The sequence below is a fragment of the Vibrio sp. STUT-A11 genome (assembly GCF_026000435.1).
GTDB lineage: Bacteria > Pseudomonadota > Gammaproteobacteria > Enterobacterales > Vibrionaceae > Vibrio.
Genome location: NZ_AP026764.1, coordinates 325,944 through 342,266 on the forward strand (window position 1 = coordinate 325,944; position 16,323 = coordinate 342,266).

General features: G+C 46.3%; 8 protein-coding genes. 2 read left to right on the forward strand and 6 right to left on the reverse strand.

Going from position 1 to position 16,323, the window contains the following annotated elements; all coding sequences use genetic code 11:
* Positions 1-311 precede the first annotated feature (311 nt).
* Positions 312-1,616, forward strand: coding sequence for a dicarboxylate/amino acid:cation symporter (locus OO774_RS17180; RefSeq protein ID WP_264907802.1), 1,305 nt, complete (start codon positions 312-314; stop codon positions 1,614-1,616).
* A gap of 95 nt (positions 1,617-1,711) precedes the next feature.
* On the opposite strand, the gene OO774_RS17185 is transcribed toward OO774_RS17180, so the two are convergent.
* From OO774_RS17185 to OO774_RS17210, 6 genes are all read right to left on the reverse strand, one after another.
* Positions 1,712-2,089: a YkvA family protein gene (locus tag OO774_RS17185; protein ID WP_264908724.1), complete on the reverse strand. Its 378-nt coding sequence runs from the start codon at positions 2,087-2,089 to the stop codon at positions 1,712-1,714.
* Positions 2,090-2,275: 186 nt separating this feature from the next.
* Positions 2,276-4,339, reverse strand: coding sequence for an alpha-amylase (locus tag OO774_RS17190; RefSeq protein WP_264907803.1), 2,064 nt, complete (start codon positions 4,337-4,339; stop codon positions 2,276-2,278).
* A gap of 161 nt (positions 4,340-4,500) precedes the next feature.
* Positions 4,501-5,178, reverse strand: a complete 678-nt coding sequence (gene mtgA, locus OO774_RS17195; protein ID WP_264907804.1) for a monofunctional biosynthetic peptidoglycan transglycosylase — start codon at positions 5,176-5,178, stop codon at positions 4,501-4,503.
* Between the two features lie 148 nt (positions 5,179-5,326).
* Complete coding sequence (glgB, locus tag OO774_RS17200) at positions 5,327-7,531, reverse strand: 1,4-alpha-glucan branching protein GlgB (protein WP_264907806.1); 2,205 nt, start codon at positions 7,529-7,531, stop codon at positions 5,327-5,329.
* A 281-nt stretch (positions 7,532-7,812) separates the two neighbouring features.
* Positions 7,813-9,993, reverse strand: a complete 2,181-nt coding sequence (gene malQ, locus OO774_RS17205) for a 4-alpha-glucanotransferase (RefSeq protein WP_264907807.1) — start codon at positions 9,991-9,993, stop codon at positions 7,813-7,815.
* Between the two features lie 113 nt (positions 9,994-10,106).
* A complete protein-coding gene (locus OO774_RS17210) occupies positions 10,107-12,560 on the reverse strand; it encodes a glycogen/starch/alpha-glucan phosphorylase (protein WP_264907808.1) in 2,454 nt (817 codons plus the stop codon).
* 569 nt (positions 12,561-13,129) lie between these two features.
* Here OO774_RS17210 and malT point away from each other — a divergent pair.
* On the forward strand, positions 13,130-15,838 hold the full coding sequence (gene malT, locus OO774_RS17215) for an HTH-type transcriptional regulator MalT (RefSeq protein ID WP_264907810.1): 2,709 nt from the start codon (positions 13,130-13,132) through the stop codon (positions 15,836-15,838).
* Positions 15,839-16,323 lie beyond the last annotated feature (485 nt).

Here is a 16,323-nt window from a genome sequence, read left to right on the forward strand (position 1 = left end):
AGCTTAAGTTGCATATTTAGTCCCGCATGGTTGGAGGTGAATAACCACTAGCTCAATATGCAACCAAACCGCAAAACAAGAAAGTGTAACAAAACGTAAACAGTAGTTTTATACTCGATAAAAGTGTTAAAAAATAGCCATTACAACCAACCACAAAGTTAAATAAGTGTTAAAGTGACATTTTTTATGGTGACCCTGGTCACATCTACTGACCAAGAATAGGTTTTTTCTTTCGTGTTTTTTCACTCCGCTGCTAACCTGCACGCCACTTTGAAGTGAACTCAGAGTGCATAACTATAAGGAGTGTTCTCATGAATACCAAGAAACCGATGTCGCTTACCAGCCGTGTTATTTTCGGTATGGTGGCGGGTATCTTGACAGGATTTGCAATTCGCACACTTTTTGCCGACAACGGATTTGTCGACGCATACATTGTTAATGGACTATTTGAAGTTGGTGGACAGATCTTTGTCGCCAGCTTGAAGATGCTAGTAGTACCTTTGGTATTTGTATCACTGGTTTGTGGTACTAGCTCTCTTAAAGACCTATCTACCTTAGGTCGCATGGGTGGTAAAACCCTTGCTTTATACATTGTAACAACAGCGGTCGCTATCACGCTTGCTCTGACAATGGGCACCGTGTTCCAGCCAGGCGCTGGCGCTGATCTTACGGCGGTAAGTTCATTTAAGTCAGCAGAAGCACCGTCTTTGGGTCAAGTGATCATCGACATGTTCCCGACTAACCCAATCAGTGCAATGGCTGAAGGCAAAACGCTTCAAGTTATCGTGTTTGCCGTTTTATTTGGTATCGCGATCAGTGCTGCAGGTAAGCCAGGTGAGCGCATCGCTGCATTCTTCTCAGACTTGAATGAAGTGATCATGAAGCTGGTTGCTATTTTAATGAACCTTGCACCATTCGGTGTGTTCTTCCTGATGGCGAAGCTGTTTACTGGTCTTGGTCTGGGTGCAATCCTAAACCTTGCCGAGTACTTTATCGTACTAGCCGGCACACTATTGCTACACGGTCTGGTTACCTACAGCGTGATGTTAAAAGGCTTTACTGGTCTTAGCCCAATCACCTTCCTACGTAAAATGGAAGATGCTGTGATGTTTGCATTCTCGACTGCATCATCGAACGCGACCATTCCTGTTACGATGGAAACAGCAAAACACCGCATGGGCGTAGAAAACCGTGTGTCTTCGTTCACTGTACCACTTGGTGCAACCGTGAACATGGACGGAACGGCGATCATGCAAGGTGTCGCTACCGCGTTTATCGCACAGGCATTCAACATTGATTTAACCATGGGTGACTACCTGATGGTTATCATGACGGCGACTCTGGCATCTATAGGTACTGCTGGTGTTCCTGGTGTTGGCCTTGTAATGCTAGCGATGGTACTAAACCAAGTAGGCTTGCCTCTGGAAGGTATCGCTCTGATTATGGGTGTTGACCGTCTACTGGATATGATTCGTACCGCAGTAAACATTACTGGTGATAGCGCAGTAACGGTTATTGTTGCTAAATCAGAAGGTGCATTGGATGAAGCTCGCTTCAACGATCCAATGGCCGGCGTAGCCGAAGAAGAAGTGCATCTTAAACGCGCTGACGCTTAAACCGTTTTACGGTTATCCTGTCTAAAACAAAGCCCCGATGGAAACATCGGGGCTTTGTTCATTGAGAAAGGTTTATTCAGCAATCTTAAAGGCTTTTAGTCATTAGCCATTGAATTCAGTTTCGCTCTGGCTTGTTCTTCATGCTCTGGCGTAATAGCGTTGCCAACCGTGTTCGCAGCTAATGTGAGCGCTGCCATATCATCAGTGAATCCAACGCCAGCCAGCACATCGGGCACCATATCCGTTGGGAGAACGAAATACGCTAATGCCCCACCAAGAATCGCTTTATGGCGAACAGAGGTATTAGCGTCTGTCATCGCGAGCCAGGATTTAATCCCCATCACCGCGAGCTCTTCACCCGCTTTCTTGACCGATCTTTTCATCTTGTGCCAAAACGTTTTTTCATCTGGCACTTTTAGCGTGTCATCAACGGCGTCATTAGGCGCCGATTTTAAAGACATGGCTGTAGTCATCATTGCCTCCGGTAGTTATGACGATTGCAATAATAGTAATGATCAAATCTGAACGTAACATTAATGGGGCTTCTTTACTGAAATGAAAAGGATGACGAAAAGAACAAAGCCCCCAAACCTAAGTCTGAGGGCTATGACTTTTGAAATCTAGATTAAAAGCCAGAATTCGCTTTTTGAACTAGTGACTTACGGTTTCTCTCTGCCGACAAACGCAACCACTACCTTGTCTCCAGCAAGAGTACGAGAGAAAACGTACGCTCCATCCTGAGCGATTACGCGATGCTTACCCGCTCCAATCGCAGGGTGTGCTTTACGGAACTGCCCTAGTGTCTGCCAATGTTTCAACAACGATTGCTTGTCGTCAGTCAGCTCCCACACCATGTCAGAGCGAGTGCCTTGGTGGAAGTCGTCTGCATACGGGCCAATGTTACGCCCCACTTCATCGCCATAATAGACCTGTACAGCGCCAGGGCTTAATAACAGCGCATTCGCTGCGTTACGCTGCATGGCGTAGTCTTTGAAGCGTGAGAAGAACAACTCGGTATCGTGAGAGGACATATAGCTGACAGGGTTAAAGTCTTTCTCGTTGGCGATGGTGTCGGCATAGCTTTGGTAGGTGTCAGCCATTTGGCTAAAACAGGCTGCGCCTTTATCGAGTTTCTTCTGCATATCAAAATTGATCAGTGCATCAAAACCATCATCAAAGTAAGGGCTGCGATAGGCCGTATGTCCCCAAACTTCGCCCATCATCCAGAACGGTTGACCGGATTTACCGTTTTCTTCACGCCACTGCTCCAAGCTTTGAGAAGCTTCCTGCTTCAGGCGTTTCCATACGTCACCTTCGACGTGTTTTACTGTGTCGACGCGATATCCATCAATGCCAAAGCGCTTCACCCAATCCGTTTGCCATTCAATTAAATAATCAGACACGGTGAAATTGTCTCGCGCTTTAACACGCGTACCCGGATTGTCTAGTAGCCACTTAGGTGGCGTTACCGCTTTATCAGATTCGGTGACAAAGTCCGGCAACCCAGCGAGCGACATTGTGATATCGCTACTGCCCGGCTCAGGATAGCCCGGTAAACCGGCTCTTACCCAATCACCGCCCCACCAGCTAACCCAGTTCGGACTTTGGTAATTAATATATTGGTGATAGCTATGCCAGTTTTCGCCACTCTTTGGTTGCCAGTTCGCCCACTTTTTTGGCAAATCAGCGCCCGGTTTGAGCACTTCGATACCATCAAACTGTAAATCGGCAAGTGTGGAGTAACCTGTGTGGTTGATGACGGCATCCATCAGCACTTTTAGCCCGCGTTTGTGCGCTTCGTCCACCAGCATCTTTAAGTCAGCTTCACTGCCGAAGTTTTCGTCGATCTTAGTGAAGTCACGGGTCCAGTAACCATGATAAGCATAAAATGGGAACGAGCCACTGTCGCCACCGCCAACAAAACCGTGTACCTGCTCAACGATCGGTGAGAGCCAAATTGCATCCGTCCCCAAATTCTTAATGTAGTCGAGCTTCTCAATCACTCCTTTGAGATCACCACCGTGGAAGGTACCGATTTCTTCTTTCCCGTCTTTTTTACGCCCATAGCTGGCGTCATTGCTGCTATCTGCGTTGTTGAATCTATCAACCATCACAAAGTAGATATTGGCATTGCGGTAATCAAACGGTATTGCTTGCCTAGTTTTCTTTATCGGCTCGAGAAGTACGATTCCACCTGACGCTTGGTCTGGCACCAAAGAGACTTGCTGATTTTTTACTTCGGCTACCTGCCCTGAGTAAGCATCCCGCAATTTGGTTCCATCGGGGAAACTATCACCCAATGCAATGGACACTTCGCCACCTTGATAGACTTCACATTGGACTTTTGGGATCGAGCGTTTGAACTCAGTCTTCGCCGCTTTCTTTGGTTCTCGCTTAAACAGAAGTGTTTTTGCCTGCTCATCATAGGCAAACGAGTAATCGCCGGTAAAACGTATTTTCAGCGCAAGTTCTGTCGGCTCGCCACAGTTCAGTGAAATGGGTGTATTGAACTTTACGTTTTGTCCGTCGGGCGCGGTACAACTTCCCTCGACACCGGTTATTTTTAGTGTGTAGCCGTCTTTGGTAAGCGGCACGACTAAAGGTTGCTCGGCACTGAGTGGAAAGTCGCGGCTATTGGTTGTGGTAGATATGGTGATATTGGGTTCAGCGATAGCGCTTGCCGAGGCGAGTAATAATGTCGTCGTGATCAGATTCAGTTTCATCGTTCCATCCATTGATTGCGTATGTAACCCACGCAAATTTATTAGTTTTATTCGCACTAATAGTAAATGGATGAAAATTTGAGCACATCATTCTAATAGACTACGCCCTAAAGCTTGGATTAACTCACATTTTTGCTTTATCAAGGCGTAGTTAGATATTTCTACAACTGAACACTGCCTAAATTCCGCATTTGATTCATCGCCCATCTGGTGCGGCGCTGAGTATAGTCGCTTTGCGGGTAAACTTTTATACGATAAGGATTAGGCAGCACGACAGCTAATTGCGCCGCTTGCCACTTCGACAACCTGTCCGAGCTAACCCCAAAGTAGTTCTGAGCAGCCGCTTCTGTGCCATAAATACCCGGACCAAATTCAACCACGTTTAGGTAGACTTCCAGAATGCGCTTTTTACTCCACATCGCTTCCATTAGCAGAGCAAAGTAAAGCTCATAGGCCTTACGCACATAAGAATGAGCAGGAAACAAAAAAACGTTCTTAGCGGTTTGTTGAGTAATCGTGCTTGCTCCACGGGATGGGCCATTTTCGTCCGCATTCGCTATCACGTTAAATAGAGACTCAAAGTCGACCCCATAGTGCGTCGGGAATTTCTGATCTTCGGTTGCAATCACAGCAAGCTGCATGTTCTTGGAGATTTGCGACAAAGGTACCCATTCGTGCTGACTTTTTTCAGGATAATTTGTTGGAGGTGAGACAAGGCGACTGAGCTTCCAGCCCCAAATTGGAGGATCGACAAACTTTACCGCCCCGACTAGTACAACAGGAGCGAGCAACAGTACCAACACCACTTTAATTAGAAATGACTTTAGCCTTTTGAACATTCACCGTATCCCGACAACTCACAGCCTTACAAGCAAGCGATCAAGATTGCCGTAATCTGCAAAGAACAACAAGTTTCTGAGGTTAAAGTTTGGTCAAAAAAAGCCCGATTTACAATGTAAAGCGGGCTTAATGATTTAGAGAAGAGGCTTATTTAACAAGCTTGTAGAACACCGTCGATAACGGTGGAATACGCAGCCCAAGAGATTGTGGCAGCGATTCACTTTCAATTGATTCAGTCTCAGCACTGTTGAGAACCTTAAAGCCACTACCATCGTATTTGCTGTCATCGGTATTAAGCAGAAGTTCGTATTTCCCTTCATTCGGAACGCCTAAACGGAACTTCTCGTGGGGTACCGGTGTGAAGTTGGTGATAACCAAAATGCGCTCACCATCCTGACTAATACGCTCATGCGCCAAAATACTCGCGTCCGCTTCATCTTGAAGACGCCATTCAAAGCCAGCTGGAACACAATCCTGATCATGCATAGCCGGTTCAGTTCGGTAAAGATGGTTCAGGTCGCGAGTCAGATCTTGCACCCCTTTGTGGCGTCCAAACTCCAATAAGAACCACTGCAGTTGATCGTCGTGGTTCCATTCCGCTGTCTGACCTAACTCTGCGCCCATAAAGTTGAGCTTTTTACCTGGTTGACCGTACATGTGACCGTAGTAGGCACGCAAGTTCGCGGTCTGTTGCCACTCATCACCTGGCATTTTGTTGTGAATAGAACCTTTACCGTACACCACTTCGTCGTGTGACAATGACAAAACGTAGTTCTCGCTGTGGGCGTATATAAGTGGGAATGTGATGGTATTGTGGTGGTATTTGCGGTGAACAGGATCTTCTTTCATGTAAGAAAGACTGTCGTGCATCCAGCCCATATTCCACTTAAATCCAAAGCCTAAGCCCCCCATGAAGGTTGGCGCTGAAACACCAGGGAATGCCGTAGACTCTTCAGCAATCGTCATAGCGTTCGGGAAATGTTTGTACACTTCCTCGTTCATCCATTTTAGCGTCGCGATCGCTTCATAGTTTTCATTTCCGCCATCAATATTTGGGATCCACTGATCGTGACTACGCGAGTAATCTAGGTAGATCATGGAAGCAACCGCATCAACGCGAATACCATCGATATGGAATTGTTCGAACCAGTACAGTGCATTAGCGACCAGAAAACGACGAACATGCTCACGGCCTACATCATAGATATAGGAGTTCCAATCTTGGTGCCAGCCGCGACGCGGGTCAGGATCGTGGAACAAAGGTGTACCATCAAAATTCGCCAAACCATGGTCATCGGATGGGAAGTGCGCTGGTACCCAGTCAAGAACTACACCAATACCCGCCTGGTGACAAGCATCAACGAAGTATTTGAAATCATCTGGCGATCCATAACGACTGGTTGGCGCAAACAACCCCACAGGTTGATAACCCCAAGAGCCATAGAATGGATGCTCAGAAACTGGCATCAGCTCAACGTGGGTATACTCCATGTCGACTAAGTATGGTACTAACTGTTCAGCCAGGTCACGGTAGTTAAGAAACTCTCCCTGATCGTCGCGTTTCCAAGAGCCAGCATGCAGCTCATAGAAAGACAATGCTTCATGACGCTTTTCAGTCACAGGGCGGCTTTGCCATTGAGCATCCTGCCATTGGTAACGATTGTGGTCGTAAGTGATGGATGCAAATGACGGGTACTGTTCTGAATAAAAACCCCATGGGTCTTGCTTATGAGGCAACCCTTCTCCATGTGGACCTTTCAGTTCGTATTTGTATTGTACGCCCTCTTCTAAGCCAGGAACGAACAAGCCCCAAATACCGTAATCGAGGCGTTGCATTGGCTGACGACGGCCATCCCACTGGTTAAACCCGCCGATTAAACTCACGGCTGACGCATGTGGTGCATAAACTAGGAAACGAACGCCAGAGATATGTTTACCTCCACGCTCTAGAGTGACAAAGTGCGAACCCATGTAGTGATACATGTCTTTCGGTGTGTGCAGGTGTTCGTACTCTTGGTAAATATTGTGGTATTGGTATGGGTCGTCAATGATCTGCTCAACGCCATTCCAGTCTACGGCTAAGCGGTAATGGGTAAGGTGTAAATCGCGTTTTTCTTTGAGAATAAATCCGCTTTCACCTTCTCGTTCAAGGGCAACTCTTGGCTCCCCTTCAACCAATAATTCAACTTTATCTGCACCTGGCATCCAGACTCTTAGGGAACCTTCACCATCATCAATAAATGGCCCCAGCGTCGCAAACGGATCCGAGTAAGAAGCCTGAGCTAGCAGTTCATAGGCACGTTCATACTTTTTCTTTGTTCTCTTTATTTTATTTGTTTTCGTGTTTTTCAAACCTTTCTCCCTAAAACCAATATCCACCTTAAACACACCGAGTTTAAGAAAATATTGGCTTGCACAGCCAACATTGTAAACTTACTAAAAAGCACTGCTTCGAACGTCAATGTTTGCAAGCAGCATTAAAAAACGAAAATGCCCGCTATTATTGCGGGCATAATAACAGTACTCCATCCTAACGGATTGTTTTTATAGAATGAGTGACGTAGATGGGAATTTCTTATCTCAAAGCAAACAAATTTATAATCAGCTCGCTTTCTCACTCACTCTATTTGTCCTTACTTACTTGCCTGAGCGCGGACTTCCGTTAAACGTTTTGCAATTCGATTCACATCTTCACGACTGAAAATTTCGTCAAGGTTCATCGACAGCTTACGACGCCAGTTTGGATACTCATCAACAGTACCAGGGATATTGACCGGTTGGTCCATCTCTAGCCAGTCTTCCAGCTGAACGCTAAGCAGAGCAGAACCACCTGCGGCAACATGCAGTTGAAGCGCTTCGCTTAAGTACGAATCCATAGGTACGAACTGCGCATCGTGACCAATGCCTTCAGGCAGGTAACCATGCCAGCGAACGCTATCCAGAATGCCTTGCTTGCACTTCAGACGATCAGCAAACAGACCTTCTAGTTGCTCTTCATCTGGGTACAGACCGATCTCACGACCCATTTTCAAATCATCACAGTGCCAGAAACCGCGTAGCGTCGGCATATCGTGCGTACACAGTGCCGCCATAGATTGCTCAGCATAATGCTTAGGAGAAATGAAGCCGCCGTCGTCTTTTGAGGTTTCAAAGAAAAATACTTTGTATGAGTGCACACCGGCATCGCGAAGAATATCCACGATTTCATCAGGCACAGTACCTAAGTCTTCACCGATAACTGAACATTGATGACGATGAGATTCAAGCGCTAAAATTGCCAACATATCTTCGACTGGGTAGTACAGGTAAGCCCCTTCTGTTGCCTTTTCACCTTTTGGAATCCACCATAGACGCAGCAAACCAAGTACATGGTCAATACGTAGCGAACCACAATGCTTCATGTTGGCACGCAGCAGTTGGATGAAAGCTTCGTACCCCGTTGCTTCAAGCACTTGTGGGTTTAGTGGAGGCAGACCCCAGTTTTGACCTAGTGGGCCCAGTACATCTGGTGGCGCACCAATACTTGCGTCCAGAACAAGGTTACCTTCGTCAGCCCAAGTTTCACTGCCAGAATCCGCTACGCCTACTGCAAGGTCACGGTACAGACCCACAGACATGCCTTTTTCTTCTGCCAGTACTTGAGTTTCTTTGATCTGATCGTCCGCGATCCACTGTAAGTACATGTACAGATGAACGCGGTCTTTCTGCTCTTTAATGTACTTTTGCGTCCCCGCGGACTCGAATGTGCGGAATTTGTCAGGGAATGCCGGCCAGCCCCACATATTGGCATCTTCCGCATGAAGATCGGCATGAAGTGCGTCAAAGGCCGCTTGGTGTAACAAGCTGTCACCGCCTTTCTCTACAAAGTCCAAGAAAGTACGAGCACGGTCGGTATTTTTGTCTAGATGACGAGCTTTGAACTCGCTAAACAGTAACGGCAGTACACTCATCTTAAGAGCTGAGACTTCGGTGTAATTAACCCAATGAGAATCACGAGCTTTTTGCAGGCGCTGCTGGAATTCAGCACTGCCAACTTGTTGCTGCGCTTCTGCACTCAGAGCGAATTCAGGTACGGATACCACATCAATATACATGATGTTCAACCAGCGGCGAGACGATGGGCTGTATGGGCTCGCACCTTCTGGGTTTGCCGGGAACAACGAGTGGATTGGGTTCAGGCCAATGAAGTCCCCACCACGCGAAGCAATGTCACTAACCAGTTGCTTTAGGTCTCCGAAATCACCGATACCCCAGTTATGCTGAGTACGCAGTGTGTAAAGCTGGATACTTGGCCCCCACAGCTTTTTGTGTTCGTTAAGCGCATCTTGTTTGTAACAAGCTTTTGGAGTGATGATCAGCGACATTTCATAAGGCGTTTTACGACGCTTACGACTGATGATCAATTTGTGGTAACCCCATGCCAAGTTCTTTGGCAATGCAAACACTAGAGGGCCACCCTCAGCACGTTCATCACGAACAATTTGAGACTGAAGATAGCCTTCAAGTACCTCTCCTTGCTCTGTTTCTAAACGCCAGCTGAATTCACTCTCACGAGCACTCGTACCTAGGTTTAGTTCTACTTCGACAGGCTCGCCGTCGCGTAAAACAAGAACAGGGGCTAGTACGTCTTTCTTATGCTTCTTCTCAGCAGAAGCCAATAGTTTTTCATCGCTGCTAGTATCGTAGCCAAGTGAAGCGAGCAAACGGCGCAGAGTCTCATCAGACACTTTAGCCTCATCTCCCCATGCACTGACGTAACTGTCAGCCAATCTCGCCATTTCCGCGACTTTCTTTAATGCTGTTAGTTCTTTCATCGCTTTCTCCGAAGGTAATGCAAACACCTTCCATGTAGGGTTTTATTGTTATCAATAACTTATATTTGAAAATAACCAAAGGTAGCGCAGGGCTACCTTGGTTTTTACTTTTATTAACGGTGAACTGGTTCCAGTTTCCAGATGTTGTTCACATAGTCTCGAATTGAGCGGTCTGAGGTGAACTTGCCAACAAGGGCGGTATTGAGGATGGCTTTCTTCGCCCAACCAGCCTGGTCTTTGTATTGCTCGCCCATCTCTTCATGCGCTTTCACGTAAGACGCGAAGTCTGCAAGACATAGGTAAGGGTCACCGCCATCCAGCAGGCTGTCGTACGTTGCACGTAACAGACCCGGCTGACCTGGTGTGAATTCTTCACCGACAAGAAGATCCATTGACGCTTTGAGTAGATGGTCCGCATTGTAGTAATCAAACGGGTTGTAGCCTTGAGCTTTAGTCGCTTTCACCCCTTCAACATCCAGACCGAAGATGTAGATGTTCTCGTCACCCACTTCTTCACGAATCTCAACGTTCGCACCATCCATTGTACCGATAGTCAGGGCACCGTTTAGCGCCATCTTCATGTTACCAGTACCCGATGCTTCTTTACCTGCTAGCGAGATTTGTTGTGATACGTCCGCCGCAGGAATGATGATTTCTGCCATGCTCACGCGGTAGTCAGGGATGAATACCACTTTAAGCTTGTTACCGATGCGAGGGTCGCTGTTGATCTTCTCTGCAATTTTGTTGATTGCGAAGATGATTTCTTTCGCTAGGTGGTAACCCGGTGCTGCTTTCGCTGCGAAGAATACAACACGTGGTACACAATCAAACCCAGGCTCGTTAAGAATACGATGGTACAGAGACAACACGTGTAGCAAATCTAGGTGCTGACGCTTGTACTCGTGTAGACGCTTGATTTGAACATCGAAGATCGCATTGGTATCCAGCTCGATACCCATGTTTTCTTTCACCCAGTGAGCAAGGCGTTCTTTGTTCTCTTTCTTCACTGCCATGAATTCTTTTTGGAATTTCTCGTCAGTAGCGTATTTCGCAATGCCTTCCAACAGCTCCAGTTTCGCTGGCCATTCGCCACCGATCTTGTCAGTAATTAACTGAGACAGACCTGGGTTACAGAACTTCAACCAACGACGAGGCGTGATACCGTTCGTCACATTGTGTAGACGAGTTGGGTACAGCTCATGGAACTCAGGGAACAGGTCTTTCTTAACCAATTCAGAGTGAAGTGCTGCTACACCATTAACCGCGTATGAACCGATTACACTCAGGTTAGCCATACGTACCATGCGGTGGAAACCGTCTTCGATGATCGACAGTTTTTGCTGTTTCGCAACATCACCAGGCCACTTAGCACGAACTTCTTGCAGGAAGCGGTGGTTGATTTCGTAAATGATTTCCATGTGACGTGGAAGCAAATGCTGAATGAGCGACTCAGGCCATGTCTCTAGTGCTTCTGGAAGCAATGTGTGGTTCGTGTACGCAAACGTATGCGAGCTGATTTCCCAAGCAGCTTCCCAAGACAGGCCTTTCTCGTCAACCAGGATGCGCATTAGCTCAGGAATAGCGATAGTTGGGTGCGTATCGTTAAGCTGGATAGTCTCTTGCTTTGGCAGTTCTTCTAATGAGTAGCCTGCTGCTTCGTGGCGGCGAAGAATATCGCGTACTGACGCTGCAGAGTGGAAGTACTGTTGCATTAGACGAAGTGTTTTTCCTTTCTCGTGGTTGTCATTCGGGTAAAGCACTTTAGTGATGTTACCTGCATCGATCAGCGCATGCTGAGCTTCGAAGTAGTTACCATTGTTAAAGCTTGCCAATGAGAATGGTGCAATTGCCTGACATTCCCAAAGACGCAACGGGTAAACCGTTTCTGATTCGTAACCGACGATTGGTAGATCCCAAGGCATCGCTTTTACTGTCATGCCTGGAACCCATTTACGAATTTCTTTACCGTTCTCGTTGACCACTTCAACATGACCGTAGAAGCCGATTTCTTGAGCAAGCTCTGGACGAGCCACTTCCCAAGGGTAACCTTCTACGCCACACCATGCATCAGGTGCTTCTTGTTGACGGCCGTCTTTGAAAGATTGCTTAAATAGACCGTATTCGTAGTGTAGGCCGTAACCCACTGTTGGGTATTCTTGCGCGGCACATGAATCCATGAAACAAGCCGCCAGACGGCCAAGACCGCCGTTACCCAATGAAGGATCGCGTTCTTCTTCAAGAAGGTCCGTTACGCTATGACCCAATTCAGCCATTGCTTCTGTTACTTGCTCGTACAGACCCATGCTGATTAAGTTATTGCCCGTTAAACGGCCAATCAGGAATTCTAGAGAAAGGTAGTTAACGCTCTTAGCACCTTTGATGCGAGGATCTTCTTCAGTAGCAAGCAAATCAAAAGTAGTGATTTCCGCTAGTGCACGACCCATTGCTAGGTACCATGCGCGGCTATCTGCGTTTTCAACAGTATGTGCGTAAGTCACTGATAGGTGTTTCTTTACGCTGTCTTGGAACGACTTTTTATCAAATTTTTTCTGTTGTGTAGGTTTCATTAAGAAATTCTCACGTCTTTTAGTAATTCATCTGCCATATATCGTGCATTTACCGGTGTGAATAAGCATCCTCCTGTTTCTCCTCCTTTGAAGGAGGAGGAATGAGGGCGTAGAGGGGGGTACAACCGATCAGTTAGTGATCTAAATCGCAACAAAGCTTTTTACGCTCTGCTTCTTAGTGATTTCGATCACAGGCGAATATGAGAAAAGGCTAAAATTTACTCATGAAGTTTTTAAGACACCGTCGAACCACGATGTAAATTTTGTCTTAGCGATCACACTCCCCTTGTTCACAAACACAAAAATTACATATCCATCGTGCAAGAATTCCTACAGGGCATAACAAACTAGGATAAAAAGGTGATTAAATTCACAAATACAGGGCGTAGTCGGTGCCATTTCCCTCATCTCGTGAGAATTAGGAAGTGGATCAAAGTAAGCTGTAATGGCGATGTCGTAACATCCCACTCGACTTGTATTTTTGTTTACTTTTTAAACAGATTAAAATTTGGTGACGAAAACCGTTTTCAGATTTCGCTAGATTACATAAATTAAGGACATAACGAATAATGTGGATTCCATCTAAGCTCACTCGCCCAGGCCGGTTACATAACGCCATAGTGCGTCCAAGAGTGCTGGACTTACTGCAACAAGCGCCTTATTACAAATTGGTTTTGTTTCGCTCACCTGCCGGTTACGGTAAAACAACAATGGCAGCGCAGTGGCTGTCGGATAAGCCTAATGTTGGTTGGTACAGTATTGATGACAGCGATAATGACGGCTTCCGTTTTGTCAATTACCTGTTGCAGGCATTAAACAAAGCAACAAACTTCAGTTGTTCTAATGCACAGAAACTGGCCGAAAAACGCCAAATTTCCTCTTTACGCTCATTGTATAGCGAACTGTTTGCCGAAATGGCTGACTTTCATCAGGAATGTTACGTGGTACTCGATGACTATCACTTAATCACCAATGATGAAATTCATGAATCGATGCGCTTCTTTTTAAAGCACATGCCAGACAACTTAACCGTCGTCGTCACAAGCCGTGCGACACCGCCATTAGGTACTGCAAACCTGCGTGTGCGTGACTTGATGATCGAAATCGGCAACGACATGTTAGCCTTCGACACGGAAGAAACGACCCGTTTCTTTAACCAGCGCATCGCTGACGGTATTGATGAAGACATGGCTAATAGCCTGAGAACTTATGTTGAAGGCTGGCCTTCTGCATTGCAACTTATCGCTCTGCAGGCGCAGCATCAAAACCGTACCCTGGCGCAGACGGTAGAGTCTGTTTCTCAGTTCAACCACGCACATCTATGGGATTACCTGGTAGAAGAGGTATTTGATCTGCTCGATCATGAAACTCGCCAATTCCTGATGCAGGTTTCTGTTCTGGATCATTTCAACGACGAGTTGGTATTCGCGTTGACTCAGCGTGAAGATGCGCTCGGTATGATTGAATCTCTGAATCGCTACGGTTTGTTTATTTACCCTCTCGAGGGTGAACATAACTGGTTCCGATTCCACAACCTGTTTGGTGAGTTTTTGTCTCATGAACGTCAGGCTCGCATTCCGCAGCAAGAAAAAGATCTACACCGCAATGCTGCATTAGCTTGGTTACAACAAAAATCGCCTCACCAAGCGATTCACCACGCTCAGAAATCTGACGATAAAGATTTAGTGGTTGAAATTCTTAACGAATTTGGCTGGAAAATGTTTAACCAAGGCGAGTTAAGCACCTTGGAAAATGCCATTCATCAACTTGACTCAGAACTGCTGTTTAGTCACCCAAAACTGACGATGTTACGTGCATGGCTGGCGCAAAGTCAGCACCGTTACAATCAGGTTGGTCAGTTACTTGAAGAAGCAGAAGCGGAGCACCAAAAGCGCGATATTGAGCTGGATGTCCACTATCAGGGTCAGGCCAATGCGCTGCTTGCTCAGGTCGCGATTAACAGTAACCAGCCAGAAAAAGCACTCGAGTTGGCAGAGCTCGCACTTAGTGAGTTAGACCACACTATCTATCGCAGCCGAATCGTGGCGACCTCAGTCGTTGGTGAAGTCAACCACGTACTGGGTAAGCTCGATCGCGCACTACCAATGATGCAGCAAACGGAAAAGCTGGCTCGCCAGTATCAGGTTTACCATCAGGCGTTATGGGCGATTCTACAACAAAGTGAAATTTTGATTGCTCAGGGCTATGTTCAGGCTGCCTTTGAGTTGCAAGATTCGGGTTTCCGTCTGATAGAAGAGCATCAGCTTCAGCACGTGCCACTGCATGAGTTTCTACTCCGTATCCGAGCGCAAGTGCTTTGGTGCTGGAATCGTCTGGATGAAGCCGAAGAGTGTGCTTATAAGGGATTACAGATCTTAGAAAGCCATTCGCCAAGCAAGCACTTACATAGCTATTCAATGCTTGCGCGTATCGCCGTTGGACGTGGAGAGCTCGACAAAGCGGGTAAGTTTATAGAGCATATTCAACACTTGATGAAACAATCGACCTACCACGTCGACTGGACGGCGAACGCATCATTGTCCCTCATCTTATTTTGGCAAGCTCGCGGCAATATGGATGCAATACAAGAGTGGCTCAACAGTGCAGTTCGTCCAGAATCTGCGTGTAACCACTTCTGTCAATTGCAGTGGCGTAATATTGTTCGTGCGCACATTAATCTTGGTCAATATGACGAAGCTCGCCAAGCGTTGAATTTCCTGCAAAGTGAAGCGCATCGCAGTAACTTAGTCACTGATACTAACCGAAACTTAGTTGTTGAAGCGGTATTAGCCGCGCGTCAGAAAGATGAAGAACAAGCGAAAGCCTTACTTAAAGAAGCATTAGTAATGACCAACCAGACAGGTATGGTTGGCAACTTCTTGATTGATGGGGCAACCATTGGCGGTTTGTTAGAGAAGCTTAGCCTGCGCCATGAGTTGGGCGATTTAGAACGTCACCGCGCACAGCAACTGATGAAAGACATTTCGTCAAATCAGCGCAGCCGTTCAATTCACTTCGATGAAGAGTTCATTGAGAACTTGGTGAACCACCCGAACGTGCCAGAGTTAGTACGCACTAGCCCGCTAACTCAGCGTGAGTGGCAGGTACTTGGATTGATTTACTCAGGCTTCAGTAATGAACAAATTGCTCAGGAGCTTGATGTGGCTGGGACAACCATTAAAACCCACATCCGTAATCTGTATCAGAAACTGAACATTGCGAACCGTAAAGAAGCGATTATCACGGCAGAAAACTTACTGCAATTGATGGGTTACTAGAAGAGATAAACCACTCAGTAGCTTAAAACGAAGGGTTGGCGTGAAAGCGTCAGCCCTTTTTATTTAACTTGTGCTTTCAGAATTGCACTTAGCTGTGGTTAAGCAGAAATAGCCTTTTACTCAGGCAAAAAAATAGCCAATCGCAATAATCGCGATTGGCTGATATTTAATGTGAACAATCTGTATTCACTAACAACGTCAGTTGGCTAGGTGACCCTCGGCTTAATAAGGGTCGCTGAGCATTATGCATAAAACATGCCAACATTAAAAGCGTTATTTTTGGGCTCGAGATCCCAATAGCTAAATATCTACAACATTATCTGTAGCAAATCGAAAAAACGGTATTGCATTTAGCAATTGCAATTTGCAAAAAAACTTCGACTGCAATTATTGATCTATTTATTGATAACTGAATAAAACGGCCAAAGTTTGAATTGCAATCAACTGGTTAGGGATGAAATTATGCTGTCATAACAATACTATTT

Bases quoted from the DNA above. Each gene is read 5' to 3' on its own strand.
- malT (WP_264907810.1), top strand. From the start codon at position 13,130: ATGTGGATTCCATCTAAGCTCACTCGCCCAGGCCGGTTACATAACGCC.
- OO774_RS17185 (WP_264908724.1), bottom strand. From the start codon at position 2,089: ATGACTACAGCCATGTCTTTAAAATCGGCGCCTAATGACGCCGTTGAT.
- OO774_RS17190 (WP_264907803.1), bottom strand. From the start codon at position 4,339: ATGAAACTGAATCTGATCACGACGACATTATTACTCGCCTCGGCAAGC.
- malQ (WP_264907807.1), bottom strand. From the start codon at position 9,993: ATGAAAGAACTAACAGCATTAAAGAAAGTCGCGGAAATGGCGAGATTG.
- mtgA (WP_264907804.1), bottom strand. From the start codon at position 5,178: ATGTTCAAAAGGCTAAAGTCATTTCTAATTAAAGTGGTGTTGGTACTG.
- OO774_RS17210 (WP_264907808.1), bottom strand. From the start codon at position 12,560: ATGAAACCTACACAACAGAAAAAATTTGATAAAAAGTCGTTCCAAGAC.
- OO774_RS17180 (WP_264907802.1), top strand. From the start codon at position 312: ATGAATACCAAGAAACCGATGTCGCTTACCAGCCGTGTTATTTTCGGT.